This is a genomic window from Janthinobacterium foliorum, from assembly GCF_978021625.1.
In genome coordinates, this window is record NZ_CDXDQE010000001.1 from 689896 (window position 1) to 714546 (window position 24651).

Here is a 24651-nt window from a genome sequence, read left to right on the forward strand (position 1 = left end):
TTAATTCCCCAGCAAATCTTGCAGCTGCACATTGCGCCGCGACGTCAGCCGGCCGGCCCAGGTATCACTCGTCACGGCAGGGTAGCGCACGGCGCCAAAATTCATCCAGGCATCGCGGTACGCCAGCCACAGGCGCTGCGTGGCGCGGATGCCCTCCTTGCTGACGGCCCCCGCATACGTTTCCGCCGGCTTTTTCATCAGCTTGCCGTAGATGGCGTTGAGCTCCTTGTCCAGCGCCGCTGCCTGTTCCTTGCTCACGCTTGCCGGCAGCTTGCCCGCTTCGTACTCGCGCAGATCCTGCGCCAGCAGATCAAGCTCGGCCGTGCGGGCGGCGATGCTCAGCGCGGCGCGCGCCGTGCCGCTCAAGTCCGTTTCATGGGCCGCGCGCGCGTCGGCGAATTTGCCTGCCGCCGCCTGCAGTTTTTGCAGCGACGCCTGCGCTGCGGCCGGCCAGCCTTCGCTGAGTTTACCCGTCGTCTGCGCGCGCACGCGCTGCTTTTGCCGCGCGTCGATGGCGCTGCACACGCCCATCATGTAGCCACTGGTGATGTCATCGCACAAGTCGATCATGCCGCGCCCGCTGGCATTGATCTGCTGCAAATGTTCGATGCGTCCCTGCATCTCGGCCGGCGCCGCATCGATGCTGCACGCATACTTGAGCGCCAGCTGCGGGTCTTTCTGCACGCCCAAGCCATTCTGGTACAGCATCATCAGCACGGCGCTGTTGTGCGTGGCCATGGCGCAATGGCGCACGGGACGCCAATCGGCCGGCTTGGGCGAGGACATACTCTTGGTATCGTAATACAGGTCCGTTGCCTGGCATTGCTGCAAGGACGCGACGGCGGACGGCGCCGGCAGGTCGGCCGGTGGCGGCGCGGCATCCTTGACCTTCAGGCAGCCCGCATACCAGGCCGTGCTTTCCGCGTGGCCCACGCCCATGGCGCTGGTGTTCGGGTATGGCGCGGGGGCGGCAGCCAGCACGGGGGCGGCCAGCAGGCAGCTCGCGCCCAGCAATATCGTTTTCAATAAAGGTAGACTATTTTTCATGGCCGGCCACAGGTAACGTCAGTAAAAGAGCAAGTTTAACTGATCAGCCATACGGCGCCCGCCCGATAGGTGGCCGTTTCGCCTGGTAAGTAACGGTACACGGCCTTGGCAGTGATGGAATCGATGGGCAATAATATTGCCCGCTGTACTTTTTTCAATTCTCCGGACCACGCCCATGACCTTACCCCGTCTTCGCCGTTCCCTCGGCTCCCTGCTGATCGCAGCGGCCTGCGCCTCGATGGCAACGACCGTCCACGCCACCGATGCCACGCCGGCATCGCCAGTTGCCGCCACGCAAACGAATGCCAAACACGCCATCACACATGAAGACGTATGGCTGATGAAACGGGTCGGCGCGCCCGTCGCCAGCCCGGACGGAAAGTGGGCCGTGTTTTCCGTGGTCGACAGCGCCTACGACAGCAAGGAGCAATGGTCGGACCTGTGGATCAAAGCCCTTGCCGACGACAGCCCGGCGCGCCGCCTGACGTACTCCAAGGGCGGCGAAGGCGCCGTGGCCTGGTCGCCGGACAGCCGCCAGCTGGTCTTCGTCGCCAAGCGCGACGGCGATGAAGCGGGCCAGATCTACCGCCTCGACGTGGCCAACGGCGGCGAAGCGCAGCGCCTGACGTCATTGACCCTGGGCGCGCGCATGCCGAAATGGAGCCCGGACGGCAAGCAGTTGCTGTTCATTAGCGACATTTACCCTGGCAACAAGACGGAAGCCGACGTCAAGCAAAGTGCGAAAGAGCGCAAGGACCGCAAGTACAGCGCCCGCTCGTATGAAACGACGGCGCCCCGCTATTTCGACAAATGGCTGACCGACAAGCAGGTGCGCCTGTTCGTCATCGATGCGCAGCCTGAAGCCAAGGGTGAGAACACAGCGCGCGACATCCTGTCGGGCACGCAACTGGTCAGTTTGCCGGGCTTTGGCGGCGGCCAGGGCGACGAAGGACAATCGCTGGATGCCGTCTGGACGCCGGATGGCAAGGCCGTCGTCTTCAACGCGGCCACCAACCGCGATGCGGCCCAGCGCGAAGCCGTCTATTCACAACTGTATTTGCTGCCCATTGCCGGCGGCGAAGCGCAGCGTTTGACGCAGGACAAGCACAGCTATGGCAGCCTGAAATTCGCCGCCGACGGCAAGACCCTGTTCGCCCTCAGCGATGCGCAGACGCCGGGCAAGGTGTACGACGTGAAACGCCTGGCCAGCTTTGCCTGGCCGCTGGTCAAGGCGGAGCCGGCCATCCTGACGGCCAAGCTGGACCGCTCGATTTCGCGCTACGTGCTGCCCGAAGGCGGCAAGCGCGTCATCTTCAGCTATGAACATGCGGGCCTGGAAAAACTGTACTCGATCGACGCCAGGGGTGGCGAAGTCCGCGAGGAGCCATCCTTGCCGACGGGTAGCATCGGCTCGCTGAGCAGCGGCGGCAAGTCCCTGGTGGGCGTATGGGAGTCGTCCATCAACCCGCCGGAAATTTATGCCTTCAACGGCAAGCAGCCGAAGCGCCTGACGGCCTTCAACACGGACAAGGCGAGCAAGATCGACTGGCAGGCGCCCGAGCACTTCTGGTTCACGACGGCTGACGGCCGCCAGATCCACAACATGCTGGTCAAGCCGGCCAACTTCGACCCGAACAAGAAATACCCGCTGTTTACCGTCATCCACGGCGGCGCAGCCAGCATGTGGCGCGACCAGTTCGTGCTGCGCTGGAATTACCATCTGCTGGCCAAGCCAGGCTATGTCGTGCTGCTGACGGACTACAAGGGTTCCACCGGCTATGGCGAGGAATTTGCGCGCGCCATCCAGTTCGACCCGTTGAAGGGCCCGGGCGACGAGATCAACCAGGGCGTCGATGAAGCCATCAAGAAATACCCGTTCATCGACAGCACGAAACTGGCCGCCGGCGGCGCCAGCTATGGCGGCCACCTGGCCAACTGGCTGCAAGCGACCACCACGCGCTACAAGGCCATCGTCTCGCACGCGGGCGAAATGGACTTGATCATGCAGTGGGGTACCAGCGATGGCGGCTTCGGCCGCGAAACGAATGCGGGCGGTCCCGTCTGGTCGAACCTGCCCGTGTGGCGCGACCAGAGCCCGGTCATGCAAGCAGGCAACCACGCAAAAGGCACGGGCTTTACCACGCCGATCCTCATCACCGTAGGCGAGCTCGACTACCGCGTGCCGGCCAACAATGCGCTGATGAACTTTGCCGTGCAACAGCGCCTGAACGTGCCGGCCAAACTGCTGGTGTTCCCGGACGAAAACCACTGGATCCTGAAGGGCGAGAACAGCCGCTTCTTCTATAGCGAAGTGGAAGGCTGGCTGGCAAAGTACCTGAAATAAGAACGGCACGGAACAGTCCATGGCGACGTTGCATTGCCGACGGCAGTACGAATCGCACGACCGGCAAAGCGCCTTGCCCTGAACGTGTTCCGCAGCGTGCTGAAAAGTGAAAAGCCAGGCTCCGCTCACGCGGGCCTGGCTTTTTTTCATGCCGCCTGGACAGCAGCCGCGGCGGCTTTCTGGCGCTGGATCGCCAGCACCAGCAAGGCCGCCACCAGGCAGGCGGCGCCGGCCGCGAACAGGGCCGGGTTGTAGGTCAGCATCAGGGTGCGGATGCGGCCCGCGCCATACGCGGCCACGGCGGCGCCCAGCTGGTGGCCGGCGAAGATCCAGCCGAACACCATGCCCGCCCGTTCCTTGCCGAAGGTGGCGCCCACCAGCTTGACCGTCGGCGGCACGGTGGCAATCCAGTCCAGGCCGTAGAACATGGCAAACAGGGACAGGCCGTACAGGGTGAATTCCGAATACGGCAGCCAGAACAGCGACAGGCCGCGCAAGCCGTAATACCAGAACAGCAGCTTGCGGTTGTCATAGCGGTCCGACAGCCAGCCCGACAATATCGTGCCGAACAGGTCGAAGGCGCCCATCATGGCCAGCACGGATGCGGCCGGCACGGCGGACAGGCCCGAATCGCCGCACAGGGAAATGAAGTGCGTCTGGATCAAGCCGTTGGTACTCAGGCCGCAGATGAAAAACGTGCCGAACAAAATCCAGAAGGTGCGGTTTGCCGCCACGCTGCGCAGGATCAGGAAAGGCGTGGCAAAGGTCATCCTTGCCGCGGGCGGCGCGCTCGATGGCGTGGCCGGGTCGGCGCCGTAGGGCCGCAAATCCACATCCTGGGGCCGGTTGCGCATGCAGAAAAAGGCCAGCATGGCAACGATGGCGCAGCTGGCAAACACGGGCATGACGGCCGTGCGCCAGCCGAAATGCTCGATCAGCCAGGCGCCCACGGGCAGGAACAGCAGCTGGCCCGTGGCCGAGCTGGCCGTCAGCACGCCCACCACCAGGCCCCGGTGCGTCTCGAACCAGCGGTTGGCCACCACGGCACTGAGCACAAGCGCCGTCATGCCGGAACCCAGGCCCAGCAAAATGCCCCACAGGGCCACCAGCTGCCAGAACTGCGTCATGCGCGTGGCCAGCAGCATGCCGCTGGCGATCAGGCCCAGGGCCACGCAGATGACGTTGCGCAAGCCAAAGCGCTCCATCAGGATGGCGGCAAACGGCCCCATCAAGCCAAACAGCACGAAACGCACGGCCAGGGCCGAGGAAATCTGCTCGGCATCCCAGCCGAACTCGCGGCTCAGCGGCTGCATCAGCGCCCCGGGCAAGCCCAGCGCGGCCGATGACGTCAGGGCCGTGAGGAAGGTAATGACGACGATGACCCAGGCGAAATGGATGCCGCGCCGCGCCAGCCATTGCGAAAAAGGATAGGAAAGCATGCTGCCCTCATGAGAAAAGAAAACCACGGCACCGCCAATTGGCAGGCTTTCCCCATGTTATATGATGATCGTAATTTATGCAATCAAAAAAAAACGGCCCCACGTCGCGCTGCGCGGCGCCGGTCCTGGCTGCATCGTTGGTGAAGCGGCGCCCGTCACTGCGCGATCGGCATGCGCCCCGCTGGAACGCATGCCCCCGTCAGGCCAGGCCCCATCCAGACGCTATTTCACCTTCAAGCCATTCTTCACGTCCGTCACGCCTTCCACGCCACGGGCCAGGTCGGCGGCTTTCTTCACTTGCGCCTGGGAAGGCACGAAACCGCTGAGCATGACGACGCCGTTCACCGTTTCCACGTGCACGTCGAGCGCTTTCAAGTCATTGTCCTTGACCAGGTCCGCCTTGATCTTGGTGGTGATGACGGAGTCTTCCACTGCCACCTTGGTGCTGCTGGCCGCATTGCGCGTCACGCAGGCAGCCTTGGCCGTCGCATCCATGGCGTCGCAGTTTTCCTTCATCGTGGCAGGCGGATTTTGCGCCACGTTGGTGCCGGCGCGGGCACCCGTGTTCGCATCGGCCAGGGCTGCCGTTTTCGCTGCCTTGGCATCGTTCATGCATGATGTTTTGTCGGCGCCCGTGCGGTCGCCGCACTTGGCCTTGGCCAGGTCATACTCGGCATTCGCAACGTCCTTGCGCGCCTTGGACAGTTCGCGCGGCGTGTTGCGGTACTGGGCCACGGCGTCCGAATCGGCCTTGGCGCGCGCCACCTTGGCTTCCTCCACGCAGACTTTCTTGGCGTTGCCGCTCTGGCTGTCGCAAGCGGCCTTGGCTTGCTTGTAATCGGCGGTGGCCTTGTCCGTCAAACTCTTGTACGAGGCATCCTGCGCATACGCGGGCGTGGCGGCCAACAGGGCGCTGGCACTGGCGGCCAGTACGAGTGCGATCATTTTGTTCATGATGGTTCCTCTCTGGTTAGTTGATGCCCAGATTAGACCCCTGCCGCGCTCAAAGCTCCGTGCGACAGCACACGCTGACCAGCCATCCACGCAAAAATTCCGCTTTCATTTGTCGCCGCTCAAGCCCATCCGCCACAAAACTTGCGCCTGTTCAAATGGCGAAGCGGACGCATCAAATGCATCCTCTCGCTCTGCCAGCGCCAGCCATGCCTGCGTGGCGTGCGAGCCGCCCGTCGCCGCGCCGCCGGCGCGCACGCCGCGCATCCAGGCCAGCACCTCGCGGTACTGCTGCGGATGGCGGTCATGCATCCACGCCAGCGCCACCAGGTCGGCATAGCCCTCTTCGCGGCGCGTTTCGCGCAGCTCCTGCGCCTGCTGTTGCAGCGGACCCCGCTGCGCATTCGCGCGTTCGACAAAGCCGCGCGGCAAGGCATGCCAGTCGCCTTGCGCATAGCGCTGGCAATGGCCGATCTCATGCGCCGTCATCGCTTCGATCATGGTCCCCTGGCGCGCGGGCAAGACGCCTTGCAGGACGCCCTCCGCCTGCGCATTGCCGCGCAACGACAGCACCAGCTTGCAGCGTCCCTTGTCAAAGCCCAGCGCCAGCGGCACCGCGCCAGGCGCCTCCTGCGGCTGCACGATGATATCGACGGGCAAGCCCTGCCCGCGCGCGTAATCGATGACAGGCTTGCCCGCCTGCAGCCAGCGGCTTTCCAGTGCGGTGAGGTCGGCGCCAGCTACGGCAGGCAAAGGAGACATGAGCAAGCTCATCAGCAAGAGCAGTTTCAGCATGGGATAGGCAGGAGGACAGGAAGGATTTACCACTGCAGAGTAAGCGGTCAAAATATTTCCACAAGGAAAAACTGGCAACTATTCAGAAAAAAGACGAAAAAAAACCGGTGCATGGCACCGGCTTTTGACCATGACAACAGTACATGACAACTGTTGCCAAGGGTACTGTTTATTCTTTGGCTTTTGCCGCCTGATCCAGCGCGCGGGCCGTGACGAATTCCGGACGGATATCGTTTGGCACGGCCTTCATCTTGTCGAGCGCCACTTGTACTTCCGGACGGATCACCACGTACTTGGTCATAAGGTCTTTCGCGCGCGCATAGTCGCCCGTCGCCTCGATGGTCAAAAATTCGCGGTCCAGGTCGATCACGGCCTGCTTGATCTTGGTGAAATCGACGCCGAACTTGCCGTCGCCCAGGGAAACAAAGCCGCCCTTGTCGAGGATGTAGTTCATCTGGATGGCCATGCCGCGCGCATGCGAATCCGTCAGGCCGAAATGCAGGGTGCGGAAGCCCGAGGCGAGGAAGGTGTTGTACAGCTTGCGCTCGGCCGCGTCGCCCTGGCCCAGGGTGTCGTTCAGCTGCCCCTTGTCCATCATGTAGCGCAGCGCGAACAGGCCAGTGATGTCGGCCTTGGCTTCCTCGATGGTGGAATAGGCTTCCTTCAAGTCCTGGCGCGGCGTGGAGGCCTTGCCGTCCACGGTGGTCGCATGCGGGCCCAGGCCATGCATGATTTCATGCGCCAGGATGTGCGTGAAGAAGGAATTGAAATCCACGTCCTGCTGCGCTTCCGGCGTCAGCACCAGTTTCGAGATCGGCGTCAGGGTGGCCTTGAACTTGGCTTCCTGCACGTTTTTCAGCATCACGCGCTTGGAGCCGCGCGCGCTGATGATGCGCTCGTCATTCGGCAGGTTGTAGGCCGCCGTCTGCACGGCCATGTTGCCGTCGCCGGCGCCATACACCTGGTTGACCACCACCATGGGCGCCAGCGCGCCCACTTTCGGGTTGCGGTACCGGGCGTCGAGCGGCAGGTTGTCTTCCAGCTCCTGCATGTGCCTGGCGAAGAAGTTCAGCTTTTGCGTTTCCGCCTGGTCGCGGATGTTCACGTACGCCTCGAAGGCGGCCTTGTAGCCGAACAGTTCGTCGTTATACGTTTCGTACGGGCCGATGGTGATGTCGACGGGCGCATCGAGGTCCATCCAGGCGAAGTCGGACGGCAGATAATCGTTGTCAAGGAAAGCCTTGGCGCGCAGGGTGAGGAATTTCTTCAGCGAGGCGTTGTCCGTGGCGGCAGCCGCCTCGTCGAGCAATTTCGCCAGCTGCTTCAGCTCCACCTTGTATTCGTCCGAATACTTGACGGTCTGGTACTTGCCATCCTTGCCCGCGCGAATGGTCGTGAAGAACCATTGCGCCTGCTGCTTGTCGTCCGGCGACAGGCCGTTCATCCACGTTTCCACGCTGGCCTTGGTGGCGCCCTGCGGGTAGAAATTGCCCGCTTCCGGCTTGTGCGCGGGAATGGCGATGCCCGCATAGCTGGCCGGCATGAAGGAGGCGTGCGCGTCGAGCACCGACCACGGGCCCTTGTTGATCCAGAAATAGTTCAAGCGGGCCTGGCCCAGCGCCGACTTGTCTTTCTTCAAGGCTGCCCACAGGGCTTCATTGCCGGACCAGCGCTGGCGCAATTGCAGCACGTCGACCAGCTTGGCCGCCTCGACCAGCTTGGCGATGGCTTGGCGGTCGCCCGCGGACAGGTGGGCCGTATCGGCCGTCAGCGCGACGGGCGCATAGCGGGCGCTCATGGCCGTCAATTGGGCGGCGGTAGCCGGCGCGCCCGCTTGTGGCGCGGCGCAGGCACTGCCGACGGCGGCAGCCATCAGCAGGGGAATCAGGATGTTTTTCATGGGGACCTTTGGATAGTGCTGGAGTCAGACCCGGCGGGTCTGCCCCCAAATTGAGGCAGCGTCTTTTCAAACAGCCTCAGATTGTAATCTACCCGCGCCCCCGCCTGCAGGGCAGGTTTTACCAGACCCTGTACACCTGTCCTGTCTGCGCCCCTTCCACGCTGCGGCTGTAGGCCAGCGCCACGCGGCTGGCAGCGGCCGGCTCGAAGCCGTAGAAGAACGGGCCGTACGCTTCCAGCGACTCTTCCAGCACCGTCGGGCTGACGACATTGATGCGCACGCCGCGCGCCAGTTCGATGGCGGCGCCGCGCACGAAGCCTTCCACGGCCGCGTTGGTCATGCTGGCGGCCGCGCCGAAGCGGATCGGCTGCTCGGCCACGATGCCGCTGGTCAGGGTGATGGAGCCGCCGTCGTGCAGGTATTCCTGCGCCACCAGGGCCACGTTAACCTGGCCCATCAGTTTACTGTCCAGGCCCAGCTGGAATTGCTCGGGCGTGAAGTCGGCCAGGGGGCCGAAATGCAGCTTGCCGGCCGTGACGACAACGGCATCGACCTTGCCGATGCGCTTGAACAGGGCGCGCACTTGCGCGATATCACCCATGTCGGCCTGATGCGTGCCGCTACGGCTGCCCACTTCGATGATCTCATGGCGCTGTGCCAGTTGTGCCGAAACGGCCTTGCCGATGGTGCCGCTGGCGCCGACGATGACGATTTTCATACTGTCTTCCTGTGTGGTGTTGAACGATGGAGCCAGTATGCGCCGCTTCCAAAAAGGAATAAATACGCTAGAATTTACAATATTACGAACCCACAGTTTGGAATCGATCTCCCATGGACAAGTTGCGCAGCATGGAAATCTTTGTCGCCGTTGTCGACCAGGGCAGTTTCACGGCCGCCGCCGAGACCTTCCGCATCTCGCCCGTCATGGTGGGCAAGCATATCCGGCAGCTGGAAGAGCGGCTGGGCACGCGCCTGCTGACGCGCACCACGCGGCGGCAAAGCCTGACGGAAATCGGGCGACAATATGCGGAACAGTGCCGCCAGATCCTGGCGCAGATCGCGGCGGCCGAAACGGGCGCGGAAGCGATGCGGGCCACGCCGCGCGGCAAGCTGAAAATCACGGCGCCCGTGTCGTTCGGCAGCGAGCGCATCGCGCCGCTGATGGCCGACTACCTGGCGGCCTACCCGGACGTGAGCCTGGAACTGAACCTGAACGACAGGATGGTGGACCTGGTGGAGGAAGGATTCGATGCGGCCATCCGCATCGGCGCGCTGGAGGATTCCGGCATGGTGGCGCGGCCCTTGCGGCCCTACGCGATGGTGATCTGCGCTTCGCCCGGCTACCTGGCGAAACACGGCACGCCGCGCACGCCGGACGACCTGGCGCAACACGAATGCGTGGACTTCCTGCAGTGGGCGCGCCACATGCGCTGGCGCCTGAGCGGCAAGGCGGCACGCCACGACGGCGTGGCGGCAGAGAGCCGCTTCCGCTCGAACAATGGCCAGGCGCTGCGCATGGCGGCCCTGCACGGCTTCGGCATCGTCATGCAGGCGGAGATTTTACTGGCCGACGATATCGCGGCGGGACGCCTGGTGCCGCTGCTGCAGGATTACGTGCCGGCGCCGCGCTTGATGCATCTGCTGTATCCGCGCGACCGCCAGCCCACGCCCAAGCTGACGACCTTCATCGATTTTCTGCTGGAACGCTACGGGCCGGCGGCGCCACCGCCACCGGCCACGCTCACGTAACTAGTTGGATAGCCTTGTCATTTGTTGCTCATGGTTGAGCTTGCGACACCGAAGAAAACCGTAGCGAGCGGCAGTGACGCTCGGCGCCCCCTTGTGGCCGAAAAGCGCAACCATACGCTAGTACGGTGAGCATCGCCGGCCGCAAAGCGCGACGCGCAGTAGGTTTTATCCGGTGTCCTTCACTGCTGCCAGCCGGCGCCCAGAGAACGGGCCACGGCCACCGTCGCCAGCAGGCGCTGGGTCTTGATCTGCGCGGCGGCGCGGTCCGCTGCCAGCGAACTGCGCTGCGCATCGGTGACGTCCAGGTAGGTCGAGATGCCGCGCTCGTAGCGCGTGCGCGCCACTAGGTAGGCACGCGCGGCCGCCGCCTGCGACAAGGCTTGCGCATCGCCCTGCAACTGGCGCTGCTCGACGTCGGACAAGGCGTCTTCCACTTCGCGCAAGGCCGTCAGCAGCTTGGTTTCATGGTTCGCCACGGCTTCCGCATAGCGCGCCTTGCTCAAGTCCAGGTTGGCCTGGTTGCGGCCACCGTCAAAGATGGGCAGCGACAGGGCCAGCGGGCCAAAGCTGAACTGGCGCGAACCGCCCTGCGCCAGGTCGCGCAGCTTTTCCGACGCGTAGCCGAAATTGCCCGTCAATTGCAGCGAAGGATAGAACGCGCCTTCGGCCACGCCCACTTGCGCATTCGCCGCGCGCAGGCCCGCCACGCTGGAAGCCAGGTCGGGACGGTGCGCCAGCAGGCTGGCCGGCAAGCCGACGGGGATACTTGGCGGCAGCGGCAGGCTGGAAGGCTCGGCGGCCACCGGCAATTGCAGCGCCGACGGCGGCTTGCCCGTCAGGGTGGCCAGGCTGTTTTCCAGCTGGTTGCGCTGGCGCTTGACTTCATGCAGATCGGCCTGCGCGTTCGACAGTTCGACTTTCGCGCGCGCCAGGTCCAGCTCATTCGTCAAGCCCGCGTTGAAGCGCGCCTCGACCAGTTCCGCCGATTCGCGGCGCGTGTCCAGCGCCCCATTCAAAATCGCCATTTCCGCATCCAGGCCGCGCAGCTGCCAGTAATTGCTGGCCACTTGCGCCGACAGCATCAGCAGCACGCCATCGCGGTCGGCCTGCGCCGCCAGCGCCTGCGCGTCGGCCGCTTCGACCATGCGCTTCACGCGGCCCAGCAAGTCCACTTCATACGACATCGACGCGCCGATGGAAAAGTTGTTGCCGCTGATGGAGCGGTTGCCCAGGGCCAGGCCCTGCGAGGTGTTGGCCGACGTGCGCGAGTTCGAGATACCCGTGCTGGCGTCGACGCGCGGCCCCTGGTTGGCGCGCGCCGTGCCGCTTTGCGCCAGCGCCTGCAGCAGGCGCTCGCCCGCCGCCTTCACGCCGGGGTTGTCCTGCAGCGCGCTGTGCTCGAGGCGGTCCAGGGTGGCGTCGCCGTAGATGCTCCACCACTCCTTCGGCAGCTGCGCGGCGTCCGCGGCGGCAGCGCCGTGGCGGAACGTTGCGTTGTCGATGCCGGCCACATTGGCCGGTGCCGTGAAATCCTGGCCCACGGTGCCGCAGGCGGACAGCGCCACGGCAAGGGAGGCGGCCAGCGCGATTTTCGTCAATACTGTTTGCATGATGATTACCTTCTTGTTCTTGAGGTGCGTGCGTGGAGGGTCAATGACCGCCGCCACCGCCACCGGGAGCTTTGAGTTTGTCGGCCAGCCACAGGGGCACGATGCAGGCCAGCAGGATGGCGCCGATAAGGAAGAAGCCGTCGTTGTAAGCCATCACATACGCTTCGCGGCGCACGATGCCGTCGATCGCCTGCAAGGCCTGGTTGCCGGCCGTGACCGGATCGACACCCTTGGCCATGAACGACGACGTCAGCTGGTCGATGCGCAGCTGCGTGGCGCTGGAAAACGAGTTGATCGCCTCGCCCAGGCGCTGCGAATGAAAATGCTCGCGCGTGCTCAGGGCCGTGGCCAGCAGGGCGATGCCGATGGAGCCGCCCAGGTTGCGCGTCATGTTGAACAGGCTCGATGCGGACGGCATGTCCTTCGGCGCGATGCCCTTCATGGCGAAGTTCGACAGGGTCAGCATGACGAAGGGCTGGCCCAGCGCGCGCACCACCTGTGACCACAGCAGCTGGTCGTAGCCGGTGGACGCGTCCATGTAGGCATTCATCATGCACGAGCCGCCGAACAGCAGCAGGCCGAACGAGCACAGGATGCGGTTGTCCACCACGGACGACAGCTTGGCGACAAACGGCATGATGAACAGCTGCGGCAAGCCCACCCACATGATGACTTCACCGATCTGCATCGGCGAATAGCCGGCGATCTGGCCCAGGAACAAAGGCAGCAGGAAGGCCGAGCCGTACAGGCCCATGCCCGTCACGGCCGACAGCACGGTGGCAACCAAAAAGTTGCGCTGGCCGTACAAGGCCAGGTTGACGAAGGGCTCGGCGCGCGTGGCGCTGGTGACGACCCAGCCCAGGATGCCCGTCAGGGCCAGCGCGGCGAAGGTGATGATGAAACCCGAGTCGAACCAGTCCTTCGAATTGCCCTCTTCCAGGAAGATGGTCAGGCAGCCCAGGCCCAGGGCCATGAAGAAGATGCCCAGCCAGTCGGCTTTCCAGAACATCTCGAGCTTCATCGGCTCCTTGTCCAGGCCATAGATCATGCCGGCGATCAGCAGCACGCCCGGCACCCAGTTGATGTAGAAGATCGACGGCCAGCCATACAGCTCCGACAGATAGCCGCCCAGGGTCGGGCCCATGGCCGGCGCCAGGGTGGCTGTCAGGCCGAAAATGGCCATGCCGACGGCGCGCTTCGATGGCGGCAGCTTGAGCATCACCAGGGTGAAGGCCATGGGGATCAGCGCGCCGCCCGTAAAGCCCTGCAGCATGCGGAAGACGATCATGCTTTCCAGGTTCCAGGCCGTGCCGCACAAGGTGGAAAACAGCAGGAAGAAGGCGGTGGTGCCGATCATGTAGGTACGCAGACCGAACACGCGCGCCAGCAGCGCCGTGAGGGGAATGACGATAATTTCCGCCACCAGGTAGGCCGTGGAAATCCACGAGCCCTCTTCCTGGGTGGCCGACAGCGAGCCAAGGATGTCCTTGAGCGAGGAGTTGGTGATCTGGATGTCGAGCACCGCCATGAAGGCGCCCAGCATGCCGGCGGCGACGGCCAGCCAGGTGCGTCCGGAGACTTTCTCGCTGATCACGGGGAACGCCGGCGATGCCGCCGGCGTGGTGGAAGGGCTGCTCATGGAAACTTAGCGGGCGCTGGTCTGTGCGGCAGGAGCAGCTGGCGCGGCGGCGTGCTGCGCGGCCGGCTGCGTTTCAGGCTGATTGACTTCCACTTCCGCGATCACCGACATGCCCGGCACCAGGCGGCCGTTCATGGCCTTGATGTCCGCCGGCTGGAAGACGATTTTCACGGGCACGCGCTGGACGATCTTGGTGAAGTTGCCGGTGGCGTTATCGGCCGGCAGCAGGGCGAACTGCGCGCCCGAGGCGGGAGCGAAGCTGTCGACGGTACCGACCAGCTTCTTGCCCGGCATGGCGTCGATGGTCACGTGCACGCTCTGGCCGCGGTGCAGGTCGGCCAGCTGCGTTTCCTTGAAGTTGGCGGTGACCCAGACGTTGTCCTGCACGATGGCCGTCAGCTGCTGGCCAGGCTGCACGCGCATGCCCGTTTCCACGTTGCGCTTGCCGATGCGGCCGGCGACGGGAGCCAGGATGCGGTTGTACTGCAGCTGCTGTTCCGCGTCCTTCAGCTGCACGCGCAGCACGGCCACCTGCGCCTTGGCCACGTCGCGCGCGGCTTGCGCCGCGCCGATCTGCGCCTTGGCGGCGGACGCGCTGTCGCGGCGGGCGGCCAGGTCGGCCACGGCGCCGGAGCGGGCGGCATTGGCCGCGTCCAGCTCCGCTTTCGAGACGGCTTTCATCTGGCTCGTGTACAGCTGGCCAAAGCGCTCGGCATCCTGTTTCGCGCGCAGCAGCTGGGCGTCGGCTTGCGCCACTTGCGCCTGGGCGGCGCTGGCCTGCGCCTGCACCTGGGCGATCTGCGCATCGGCCTGCAGCACTTGCTGCTCGGCGCTGGCGATCTGCGCGGCGATCTGCTCGGTTTTCACGCGCTGGTCGAACGGGTCGAGTTCGGCGATCACGTCGCCCTCTTTCACGATTTGATTGTCGTCAATGAAGACCTTGGTGACGACGCCGGCAATGCGCGCCGACACGGGATGCACGTGGCCCGACACATAGGCGTTCTCCGTTTCCACGAAATAGTGGCTGCGGTACCACATGCGCGCGCCAGCGCCCAGGGCGACCAGGACGATCAGGCCGGCGATGATTTTCACGCGGTTGTTCGGTGCGGCGGAGCTGGCAGGTGCGGCGGGCGTGGACGGTGCGGCGGGGGCCGCGGGTGGGACGGCGCTAAGCACTTTTTGTTCTGCTTGGCCAGGCTGGTTCGACATACTGCGCTCCGAAAATGAAATGATATCTGTTCATTATTGGACAAAGAAAAGGCAAAGTCAAGAAATGAAACGATTGCATTTCATTTTAATTTGCACTACAGTGTGAGCCATCACTCACCGTCCAACCTGTAAAGAGACCCCGACCATGCCCGATCCCGGCCTCAGCGATACATTGCCTAACGACCACCATGCCGACAGCCCGGCCGCCGACACCCAGGAACTGAGCTGCTGCGGCAAGCCGGCCGGCCGCCCGCGCGCCGCCGACATGGAGGCGCGCATGGAAAACCTGCTGCACACGGCGGGCTGCCTGTTTCTGGAAAAAGGGTATGGAAAAGTGAGTCTGGAAATGATCGCCCGCGAAGCCCATGTGGCCGTGCGCACGATCTATGTGAAATTTGGCGGCAAGTCAGGACTGTTCAATGCCGTGGTGGAACAGCGCCGTTCCGCGTATTTCTCCACCATGCCGGCGCTGGAGACGGACATGCGCCCGCTGGCCACCATCCTGGGTGAATTCGGCCTGCTCTTCGTGCAGCTGGTAACCATGCCGGCGGCCATCCGCCTGAACCGCATGGTGGTGGCGGAAGCGGCCACGCACCCGGACCTGGCGGAAACGTTCTATAAGGTGGGGCCGGGACAGACGCGCGAGTTGCTGACCCGCTTCTTCAGCCGGCCCGATATCGCGCCGCTGTTTCGCGCCGAGCTGCCGGCGTCCATGCTGGCCTTGCATCTGCTCAATTGCCTGCTCGGCGACCAGATGTCGCGCCTGCTGTTCCCGCCGCCGGCGCAACCGGACGTGGCGCAGCTGCGCGTCAAGGTGGAGGCCGGCCTCGACCTGTTCCTGCGCGGCACCCTGCGCGCCCCGCTGCCGGCCTGAGGCTGGCCAGCAAGATCAGCCGGGGCGGCTGCAATCCTGCGGCAAGGCCGCCTGCTCTGGCGCTGGCGCAGCGCGCTCGCCATCCAGGCCCAGCGCGCGCAGGAACGGCTGCGCCGCCGACGCGCCATCAAAGCTGAGCGAGGACTCACTGCCATCGAAGCGCTCGGGACCATAGCGCATCAGGTCGAACGAGGTCTCAAAGCGCTGCGCCAGGAAATAGGTGCGGAAATAATCGAAGGCAAACGCCACCTGGCCATCGGCCTGCAGCAGTAAGCCATGGCGGTACAGCGGCGCCAGCCAGTCCGCGGCGGGCAAGCCCCAGCCTTTCACGGCGCAATAATCACTGGTAAAACGCTCCAGCTGGGCCTGCTCCAGGAACAGGGTCTTGGCCTCGAACATGACGAAGGCCAGCTCGATCAGGAATTCCCGCGCATCGGCCGCGCCGCCGGCGGGCAGGCGCTGCGGCATGGCCGCCTTGCCCAGCAAGCCATCGAAATACACGGACTCGCCCGCCAATTGCGGCAGCAAGGTGGCGAACACGTATTCCGCATCCATCTGCCCCGTTTCCTGGCCATTCGGCGTGTAGAGCACGGACAGGGCGAAATTCTTGCTCACCTCGTCGAACTCACGCAACGCCACCGTCCACTGCCTGGCCGGCACATCGCTCCGGGACGCCTCGGCGCCGAATTCCAGCACGGCATACGCCGCCATCTGGCCTTGTGCGCCGTACAGGCTGCCGGGATTGCTCTTGAACAAAATGCCAAGCGACTTCATCAGTGAACTGGCGTCGCCCGTATGCTGGTGGCCGTGGAAGACGGCGTGGATATTCTTGTAGCGCGCGCGCTGCTCCGCACTGGCGTACTCATCGGCGGCAAAGAAGCTGAAGCCGGCATTGCCCAGCGCCGCACCCGCGACACCCTGCACGCGGCTGCCCGGCACCAGGTAAAAGCGCGCGCCGGGCAAGCTGGCCGCCTGCAACAGGGGACGCAGGAAGTATTCGTAGACATACACGGGGGTGGTGTTGTCACAGGCGTCAGGCGCCACCAGCTGGCCCGTGAAGAAAATCGCATCGATCTGCCGGCCCGTCGCCAGAATGGCGGCCACGTCCTGGTACAAGGCATGCAGCACCACGGCTTGCTCTTGTTCATCCGCCCGGCGCAAGCGGACATCGGAAATATGGAGGGCGGTAAATTTTTTCATTGTTGCAAAACTTTCACAGTACAGCCGAACTTGACCGGACACTGGCAACGTTCAGGGAAAAATCACACGCCCCTGGGCAAGCGCGAGCGAAACATGGTTACAGACCCCTATTCTGCCACTTTTTCCATGTGGCAATACTCACCAATTTTCACATGACGCCGCTGCGCCACGTTTTACTATCCTCAAGGCAAGGAAAACACAAAAACCCAGGAGCGCGTCTCGATTTTTTGTACTGAAAGTTAATCTCTTGTCAGCGAGCAGCGCTGGCGCGGCGGCGGCAAGTCCGTGCACACAGTCCCTTCGGCGCGCTGTTGCCGAGCTGCCGACCGACTCGCCCGAGCCTGGATGCGGGTGGCAGCAGTTCCAAATAAAAAAGCCCCGCAATCGCTTGCGGGGCTTTTCGCTTACAACAGCATCAAGCGATCAACGCTTGCGTGGCGGCGGCAAGTCCGTGCACACAGTCCCTTCGGCGCGCCGTTGCCAAGCTGCCGATCGACTCGTCCGAGCCTGGATGCGGGCGGCAACAGTTCCAAATAAAAAAGCCCCGCAATCGCTTGCGGGGCTTTTCGCTTACAACAGCATCAAGCGATCAACGCTTGCGTGGCGGCGGCCAGTCCGTGCACACAGTCCCTTCGGCGCGCTGTTGCCGAGCTGCCGACCGACTCGCCCGAGCCTGGATGCGGGTGGCAACAGTTTCAAATAAAAAAGCCCCGCAATCGCTTGCGGCGCTTTTCGCTTACAACAGCATCAAGCGATCAACGCTTGCGTGGCGGCGGCCAGTCCGTGCACACAGTCCCTTCGGCGCGCCGTTGCCAAGCTGCCGATCGACTCGCCCGAGCTTGGATGCGGGCGGCAACAGTTCCAAATAAAAAAGCCCCGCAATCGCTTGCGGGGCTTTTCGCTTACAACAGCATCAAGCGATCAACGCTTGCGCGGCGGCGGCCAGTCCGTGCACACAGTCCCTTCGGCGCGCCGTTGCCAAGCTGCCGATCGACTCGCCCGAGCCTGGATGCGGGCGGCAACAGTTCCAAATAAAAAAGCCCCGCAATCGCTTGCGGGGCTTTTCGCTTACAACAGCATCAAGCGATCAACGCTTGCGTGGCGGCGGCAAGTCCGTGCACACGCCTTCGTACACTTCCGCTGCCATGCCGATCGACTCGCCCAGGGTCGGGTGCGGGTGGATGGTCTTGCCGATGTCGGTGCCGTCGCAGCCCATTTCGATGGCCAGGGCGATTTCACCGATCATGTCGCCCGCGTGCGTGCCGACGATGGTGCCGCCGATGATGCGGTGCGTTTCCGCGTCGAACAGCAGCTTGGTGAAGCCTTCGGCGCGGCCATTGGCCACGGCGCGGCCGGAAGCGGCCCAGGGGAAGTGGCCCTTCTCGACCTTGATGCCCTTGGCTTTCGCTTCGTCTTCCGTGATGCCGGCCCATGCCACTTCCGGGTCCGTGTAGGCGACCGACGGAATCACCTTGACGTCGAAGTGCGACTTCTGGCCGGAGGCCGCTTCGGCGGCCACGTGGGCTTCATGCACGGCCTTGTGCGCCAGCATCGGCTGGCCCACCAGGTCGCCGATGGCGAAGATGTTGGGCACGTTGGTGCGCATCTGGCTGTCGACGTTGATGAAGCCGCGGTCCGTCACTTGCACGCCGGCCTTGTCGGCGGCCAGCTTCTTGCCGTTCGGGCTGCGGCCCACGGCGACCAGCACCAGGTCGTAGACTTGCGGCGCCGGTGCCGTGGCACCCGCTTCGGCTGCCTCGAACGTGACCTTGATGCCTTCCGGCAGTGCCTCGACGGCTACCGTCTTGGTCTTGGTCATGATGTTGTCGAAGCGTTTTTCATTGAACTTCTGCCACACCTTGACGGCGTCGCGGTCCGCGCCCTGCATCAGGCCATCCATCATTTCGACCACGTCGATGCGCGCGCCGAACGTGGAATACACGGTCGCCATTTCCAGGCCAATGATGCCGCCGCCGATGACCAGCATACGTTTCGGGATCTGGCGCAATTCCAGCGCGCCCGTCGAATCGACGATGCGCGGATCTTCCGGCACGAAGGGCAGCTTCACCACGGAGGAACCGGCGGCGATGATGGCTTGCTTGAACTGCACGACTTTTTTCGAGCCGTCGGTCGCCGTCACTTCGATGTGGTTGGCGGAGAGGAACTGGCCCACGCCCGTCACCACTTGCGTCTTGCGCGCCTTGGCCATGCCGGCCAGGCCGCCCGTCATGTTCGAGATGACGCCTTCCTTGTACTTGCGCACCTGGTCGATATCGATCGTCGGCTTGGCAAACGTCACGCCCGTGCTGGACATGTGCGCCGTTTCATCGATCACGGAAGCCACGTGCAGCAGCGCCTTCGACGGGATGCAGCCCACGTTCAGGCACACGCCGCCCAGGGTGGCGTAGCGCTCGACGATCACCGTCGACATGCCCAGGTCGGCCGCGCGGAACGCCGCCGAATAGCCGCCAGGACCGCCGCCCAGCACCATCATGTCGACGTCGATGTCAACCTGGCCGCTGTAATTGCCGGCCGGGATGGCGGCGACGGCCGCCGGTGCCGCCGCTGGGGCAGCCGCCGGAGCAGCTGCTGCAGGCGCAGGCGCGGCCACCGGTGCGGCTGCCGCCGCGCCTTCCGACGCTTCCACCACCAGCAGCGCGCTGCCTTCGGCGATCTTGTCGCCGACCTTGACTTTCAATTCCTTGACGACGCCCGCATGGGTCGATGGAATCTCCATGCTGGCCTTGTCCGATTCGACCGTGATCAGCGACTGGTCCACCTTGATGGTGTCGCCGACCTTGACCATCAGTTCGATGACTTCGACTTCCTTGAAGTCGCCGATATTCGGTACTTTTACCTCTACTGTGCTCATGAATCGCTCCTTACAGCAGAATTTTGCGCATGTCGGCCAGGACTTCGCCGAGGTACACGGAGAATCGCGCGCCCATCGCGCCATCGACCACGCGGTGGTCGTAGGACAGCGAGGTGCCCATCATCAAACGCGGCTGGAAGGCCTTGCCATCCCATACCGGCTTGATCGAGGCTTTCGACAGGCCCAGAATCGCCACTTCCGGCGCATTGACGATCGGCGTGAAGTGCGTGCCGCCGATGCCGCCCAGGGACGAGATCGTGAAGCTGGCGCCCTGCATGTCGGCCGGTTTCAGCTTGCCTTCGCGCGCCTGCAGCGACAGTTCCGTCATTTCGCGGGCGATCTGCGAGACCGACTTCTGGTCCGCGCCCTTGATCACGGGGACCACCAGGCCGTTCGGCGTGTCGGCCGCGAAGCCGATGTTGTAGTACTGCTTGAGGATCAGGTTCTCGCCCTTGGCATCGAGCGAAGCGTTAAACGCGGGGAATTTCTTCAGCGCGGCGACGGACGCCTTGATGACGAAGGCCAGCATGGTCAGCTTGGCCGCGTCCTTGTTCTTCGCATTGGCCGCGTTGGTGTCGACGCGGAACGCTTCCAGGTCCGTCACGTCCGCTTCGTCGAACTGCGTGACGTGCGGGATCATGACCCAGTTGCGGTGCAAATTCGGACCCGAGATTTTCTTGATGCGCGACAGCGGCAGCAATTCGGTCGCGCCGAATTTGCTGAAGTCCAGCGACGGCCATGGCAGCAGGTCCAGGCCCACGCCCGAACCGCCTTTGGCAGCGGCTGGCGCGTTCGGCGCGGCGACGGCGCCCGACATCACGCCCTTGACGAAGTTCTGCACGTCTTCCTGGGTGATGCGACCCTTCGGACCGGAGCCGCCCACGCGGGCCAGGTCCACGCCCAGTTCGCGCGCGAACTTGCGGATCGACGGCGATGCATGCGCCAGCTTGCCATTCACGGCAGGGGCGGCGGCGGCAGGTGCCGGGGCAGCAGCGGCGACCGGCGCCGACGCGACGGCGGCCGCTGGCGCGGCGGCAGGTGCAGCGGCAGGAGCGGCGGCGCCACCGGTCGTTTCAACGACCAGCACCAGCGAACCCTTGGCGACCTTGTCGCCAACCTTGACTTTCAATTCCTTGACGACACCGGCGTGGCTCGATGGAATTTCCATGCTGGCCTTGTCCGATTCGACCGTCAGCAGCGACTGGTCGACCTTGATCGCATCGCCCACCTTGACCATCAGTTCGATGACTTCGACTTCCTTGAAGTCGCCGATATCGGGCACGGTCACTTCCACCAGCGCAGGCGCGCCGGAGGCGGCAGGCGCTGGCGCGGCCGCAGGAGCGGCGGCTGGTGCAGCTTCAGCGGCAGGCGCCGGTGCGGCTGCAGGGGCAGCCGTGGCCGAGGCGTCGTCCGCCACTTCCAGCAGCAGGACCAGCGAACCTTCGGCGATCTTGTCGCCCACGTTGACTTTCAATTCCTTGACGACACCGGCGTGGCTCGATGGAATTTCCATGCTGGCCTTGTCCGATTCGACCGTGATCAGGGACTGGTCGACCTTGACCGTATCGCCTGCCTTGACCATCAGTTCAATGATCTCGACTTCCTTGAAATCGCCGATATCCGGGACTTTGACTTCCACAATGCTCATAGCTTGCTCCGTTATTTTATTTGTCAGATGGACCCGCACACACGCCAGGGCGGCACTTTCGCACCGCCCTGGCATCATCGGGTCCGCACAACGATTACTGGGTCACCGGATTCGGTTTGTTCGCGTCGATGCCGTACTTGGCAATCGCCTGCTCCACCACCGACACGTCGATCTTGCCTTCGTCAGCCAGCGATTTCAACGCGGCCACGGTGACATAATAACGGTTCACTTCGAAGAACTCGCGCAGCTTGGCGCGGCTGTCCGAGCGGCCAAAGCCATCGGTGCCCAGCACTTTATAAGTGCGGCCCTTCGGCATGAAGGCGCGGATCTGTTCTGCAAACGCGCGCATGTAGTCGGTCGTGGCGACGATCGGGCCGTCCGTGTCCTGCATCAGCGAGGTGACGTACGGCACGCGCTGCTCTTTCGACGGGTTGACCATGTTCCAGCGTTCCGCATCCTGGCCATCGCGGGCCACCAGGGTCAGCGACGGCGCCGACCACACGTCCGCAGCCACGCCCCAGTCGTTCTGCAGCAATTCGGCGGCGAAGATCGATTCGCGCAGGATGGTGCCGCAGCCGATCAGCTGTACGCGCAGCTTGGCATCCGCCGGGCCTTCCTGCAGCTTGTACATGCCTTTCAGGATGCCTTCTTCCTGGCCTGGCTTGATGCCTGGCTGGGCGTAGTTCTCGTTCATGATCGTGATGTAGTAGAACACATCTTCCTGGTTGGCGATCATGCGGCGCAGGCCGTCCTGGATGATGACGGCGACTTCATGGCTGAAGGTCGGATCGTACGGCATGCAGGTCGGGATGGTCGCGGCGAAGATATGGCTGTGGCCATCTTCGTGCTGCAAGCCTTCGCCGTTCAGGGTCGTGCGGCCGGCCGTGCCGCCCATCAGGAAGCCGCGGGCGCGCATGTCGGCCGAAGCCCATACCTGGTCGCCGATGCGCTGGAAGCCGAACATCGAGTAGAAGGTGTAGAACGGGATCATGATGCGGTCGTTGGTCGAATACGACGTCGCCGCGGCGATCCACGAGCTCATGCCGCCAGCTTCGTTGATGCCCTCTTGCAGGATCTGGCCGGCCTTGTCTTCGCGGTAGTACATGACCTGGTCCTTGTCGACCGGCTCGTACAACTGGCCTTTCGGGTTGTAGATGCCGATCTGGCGGAACAGGCCTTCCATGCCGAAGGTACGCGATTCATCGACCAGGATAGGCACCACGCGCTGGCCCAGGTTCGGGTCTTTCAGCAGGGTCGAAATGACGCGCACGAAGGCTTGCGTGGTCGAGATTTCACGGCCTTCCGGCGTCGCTTCCAGCACGTTTTTAAAGGCGTCCAGGCCAGGCACGGGCAGGGTTTCTTCCGCTTTCTGGCGGCGCTGCGGCAGGTAGCCGCCCAGGGCCTTGCGGCGCTCGTGCAGGTAGACCATTTCCGGCGCGTCGTCGGCTGGCTTGAAGAACGGGATGTCGGCCAGCTTGTCGTCCGGGATCGGCAGCGAGAAGCGGTCGCGCATTTCGCGGATGGCTTCGTCGTCCAGTTTTTTCGTCTGGTGCGCCGTGTTGCGCGCTTCGCCCGACTTGCCCATGCCGTAGCCCTTGATGGTTTTCACCAGCAGGACGGTCGGCTGGCCCTTGTGTTCCTGGGCGATCTTGAAGGCCGCGTAAATCTTGTGCGGATCGTGGCCGCCACGGGTCAGGCGCCAGATGTCGTCGTCCGTCATGTTGGCAACCATTTCCAGCAGCTTCGGGTGCTTGCCGAAGAAGTGCTTGCGCACGTAGGCGCCATCTTTCGCCTTGTAGTTCTGGTATTCGCCGTCGACGGTTTCCATCATCACGCGCTGCAGGATGCCTTCCTTGTCCTGTGCCAGCAGGGCGTCCCAGCCCGGACCCCAGATGACCTTGACGACGTTCCAGCCGGCGCCGCGGAATTCGCCTTCCAGTTCCTGGATGATCTTGGTGTTGCCGCGCACGGGGCCGTCCAGGCGCTGCAGGTTGCAGTTGACCACGATGACCAGGTTGTCGAGCATGTCGCGCGCGGCCAGGCCGATCGCGCCCAGGGATTCCGGCTCGTCCATCTCGCCGTCGCCGCAGAAGGCCCAGACCTTGCGGTTGTCGGTCTTGGCGATGCCGCGTGCGTGCAGGTATTTCAGGAAACGCGCCTGGTAGATCGCCATGTGCGGGCCCAGGCCCATCGACACGGTCGGGAACTGCCAGAAGTCAGGCATCAGTTTCGGATGCGGGTAGGAGGACAGGCCCTTGCCGTCGACTTCCTTGCGGAAGTTCAGCATTTGCTCTTCCGTCAGGCGGCCTTCGAGGAAGGCGCGCGCGTAGACGCCAGGCGAGGAGTGGCCCTGGATGTACAGCAGGTCGCCGCCATGGTCGGCCGTCGGCGCGTGCCAGAAGTGGTTGAAGCCGATGCCCAGCATGTTCGCCAGCGAGGCGAACGAGGACAAGTGGCCGCCCAGGTCGCCGTCGGCGCGGTTGGCCTTGACGACCATGGCCATGGCGTTCCAGCGCATCCACGAGCGCAGGCGCTCTTCGTATTCCAGGTTGCCGGGGCAGTGTGCTTCTTGTTTGGTGGGGATGGTATTGACGTAGGCGGTGGTGCTGGAGAACGGGATCTGGGCGCCACGGCGGCGGGCCAGGTCCACCAGGCGCTCCATCAGGTAATGCGCGCGTTCCGGACCTTCATTTTCCAGCACGGCTTCGAGCGCGTCCAGCCACTCCTTGGTTTCCTGCATATCCGGGTCGGTGCCGATCTGTGTCGTTACCTGGTTCAGTTGAGCTGACATCTGTTGAGTCTCCTTTGTGAGCGCCCCACCCCGATTTTCCGGATCGCTGTCGGACGGTATTTCGCTGATTATTTACTATTAAGATGGATTAGTGTGGGGATTCTAACAGCGTATTTAGTATTTTTCAAATTACGATATAGCATTTCACATCATGAAATCACCCTATGGAATTTATGCTGCAGTGCCGCAAATTCTGTCCGGAAATTAGGATGAGCAGACTAGCAAATAGCGCCGAATCCGGAAAACTTGCATGCCCTGGCCGCCCCTGCTCTACGAGCACATAGCAAGCCGAATTAAAACCCCAGTCGTCCGCACAGGCATACCGGGCCAAGCGGGCCTGAAAAATGTCGAGGGCAAGGCGCAGCTACGCAGACAGTACGCCAGTACGACAAGGAGCTGCAACGCCGCCATCGGCATTTTCTCAGGCTCGCGTCTCCGGCCCGCTGTTGTTCGGGCCAGGCGGGCCTGAAAAAATGTCGAGGGCAAGGCGCGGCGACGCAGACAGCACGCCCGTGCGGCAAGGAGCTGCAACGCCGCCATCGGCATTTTCTCAGGCTCGCGTCTCCGGCCCGCTGTTGTTCGG

The 24651-nt window shown here is 63.7% G+C and carries 16 protein-coding genes; 3 read left to right on the forward strand and 13 right to left on the reverse strand.

All coding sequences use genetic code 11. The features are described 5' to 3' along the window. Complete coding sequence (locus tag ACZ92H_RS03150; protein ID WP_465048075.1) at positions 1 to 1047, reverse strand: lysozyme inhibitor LprI family protein; 1047 nt, start codon at positions 1045 to 1047, stop codon at positions 1 to 3. A 175-nt stretch (positions 1048 to 1222) separates the two neighbouring features. Here ACZ92H_RS03150 and ACZ92H_RS03155 point away from each other — a divergent pair, with 175 nt between their 5' ends. Then, a complete protein-coding gene (locus tag ACZ92H_RS03155) occupies positions 1223 to 3391 on the forward strand; it encodes a dipeptidyl-peptidase 5 (RefSeq protein WP_465048074.1) in 2169 nt (722 codons plus the stop codon). Positions 3392 to 3537: 146 nt separating this feature from the next. Here the strand turns inward: ACZ92H_RS03155 and ACZ92H_RS03160 are convergent, their stop codons facing one another. From ACZ92H_RS03160 to ACZ92H_RS03180, 5 genes are all read right to left on the reverse strand, one after another. Beyond that, positions 3538 to 4830: an MFS transporter gene (locus tag ACZ92H_RS03160; protein WP_465048073.1), complete on the reverse strand. Its 1293-nt coding sequence runs from the start codon at positions 4828 to 4830 to the stop codon at positions 3538 to 3540. Positions 4831 to 5052: 222 nt separating this feature from the next. Continuing rightward, positions 5053 to 5784, reverse strand: coding sequence for a BON domain-containing protein (locus ACZ92H_RS03165; RefSeq protein ID WP_131371694.1), 732 nt, complete (start codon positions 5782 to 5784; stop codon positions 5053 to 5055). Between the two features lie 105 nt (positions 5785 to 5889). Then, positions 5890 to 6543, reverse strand: a complete 654-nt coding sequence (locus ACZ92H_RS03170; RefSeq protein ID WP_465048072.1) for a hypothetical protein — start codon at positions 6541 to 6543, stop codon at positions 5890 to 5892. Between the two features lie 202 nt (positions 6544 to 6745). Further along, on the reverse strand, positions 6746 to 8476 hold the full coding sequence (locus ACZ92H_RS03175; protein WP_465048071.1) for a dipeptidyl-peptidase 3 family protein: 1731 nt from the start codon (positions 8474 to 8476) through the stop codon (positions 6746 to 6748). A gap of 118 nt (positions 8477 to 8594) precedes the next feature. After that, a complete protein-coding gene (locus ACZ92H_RS03180) occupies positions 8595 to 9194 on the reverse strand; it encodes a short chain dehydrogenase (protein WP_465048070.1) in 600 nt (199 codons plus the stop codon). Between the two features lie 113 nt (positions 9195 to 9307). Between ACZ92H_RS03180 and ACZ92H_RS03185 the strand changes: the two genes are divergently transcribed. Further along, positions 9308 to 10225, forward strand: a complete 918-nt coding sequence (locus ACZ92H_RS03185; protein WP_131371706.1) for a LysR family transcriptional regulator — start codon at positions 9308 to 9310, stop codon at positions 10223 to 10225. A gap of 179 nt (positions 10226 to 10404) precedes the next feature. Here ACZ92H_RS03185 and ACZ92H_RS03190 read toward each other — a convergent pair whose 3' ends face one another. Genes ACZ92H_RS03190 through ACZ92H_RS03200 form a run of 3 tightly spaced genes read right to left on the reverse strand, consistent with a single transcriptional unit; the run spans position 10405 to position 14683 of the window. After that, positions 10405 to 11835: an efflux transporter outer membrane subunit gene (locus tag ACZ92H_RS03190; protein ID WP_465048069.1), complete on the reverse strand. Its 1431-nt coding sequence runs from the start codon at positions 11833 to 11835 to the stop codon at positions 10405 to 10407. A gap of 40 nt (positions 11836 to 11875) precedes the next feature. After that, positions 11876 to 13474 carry a DHA2 family efflux MFS transporter permease subunit gene (locus tag ACZ92H_RS03195; protein WP_131371709.1) on the reverse strand — a complete coding sequence of 533 codons (1599 nt, stop codon included), beginning with the start codon at positions 13472 to 13474 and terminating at the stop codon, positions 11876 to 11878. Between the two features lie 6 nt (positions 13475 to 13480). Beyond that, positions 13481 to 14683: an HlyD family secretion protein gene (locus ACZ92H_RS03200; RefSeq protein WP_131371712.1), complete on the reverse strand. Its 1203-nt coding sequence runs from the start codon at positions 14681 to 14683 to the stop codon at positions 13481 to 13483. A gap of 145 nt (positions 14684 to 14828) precedes the next feature. Between ACZ92H_RS03200 and ACZ92H_RS03205 the strand changes: the two genes are divergently transcribed. Then, complete coding sequence (locus ACZ92H_RS03205) at positions 14829 to 15557, forward strand: TetR/AcrR family transcriptional regulator (RefSeq protein WP_465048068.1); 729 nt, start codon at positions 14829 to 14831, stop codon at positions 15555 to 15557. Positions 15558 to 15572: 15 nt separating this feature from the next. On the opposite strand, the gene ACZ92H_RS03210 is transcribed toward ACZ92H_RS03205, so the two are convergent. The 4 genes from ACZ92H_RS03210 to aceE form a co-directional block, all read right to left on the reverse strand. After that, positions 15573 to 16757, reverse strand: coding sequence for a hypothetical protein (locus tag ACZ92H_RS03210; RefSeq protein WP_465048067.1), 1185 nt, complete (start codon positions 16755 to 16757; stop codon positions 15573 to 15575). Positions 16758 to 17844: 1087 nt separating this feature from the next. Beyond that, positions 17845 to 19629, reverse strand: a complete 1785-nt coding sequence (gene lpdA / locus ACZ92H_RS03215) for a dihydrolipoyl dehydrogenase (RefSeq protein WP_465048066.1) — start codon at positions 19627 to 19629, stop codon at positions 17845 to 17847. Positions 19630 to 19639: 10 nt separating this feature from the next. Then, on the reverse strand, positions 19640 to 21277 hold the full coding sequence (aceF, locus tag ACZ92H_RS03220) for a dihydrolipoyllysine-residue acetyltransferase (RefSeq protein WP_465048065.1): 1638 nt from the start codon (positions 21275 to 21277) through the stop codon (positions 19640 to 19642). Positions 21278 to 21371: 94 nt separating this feature from the next. After that, positions 21372 to 24068, reverse strand: coding sequence for a pyruvate dehydrogenase (acetyl-transferring), homodimeric type (gene aceE / locus ACZ92H_RS03225; RefSeq protein WP_131371725.1), 2697 nt, complete (start codon positions 24066 to 24068; stop codon positions 21372 to 21374). Between the last annotated feature and the right edge of the window lie 583 nt (positions 24069 to 24651).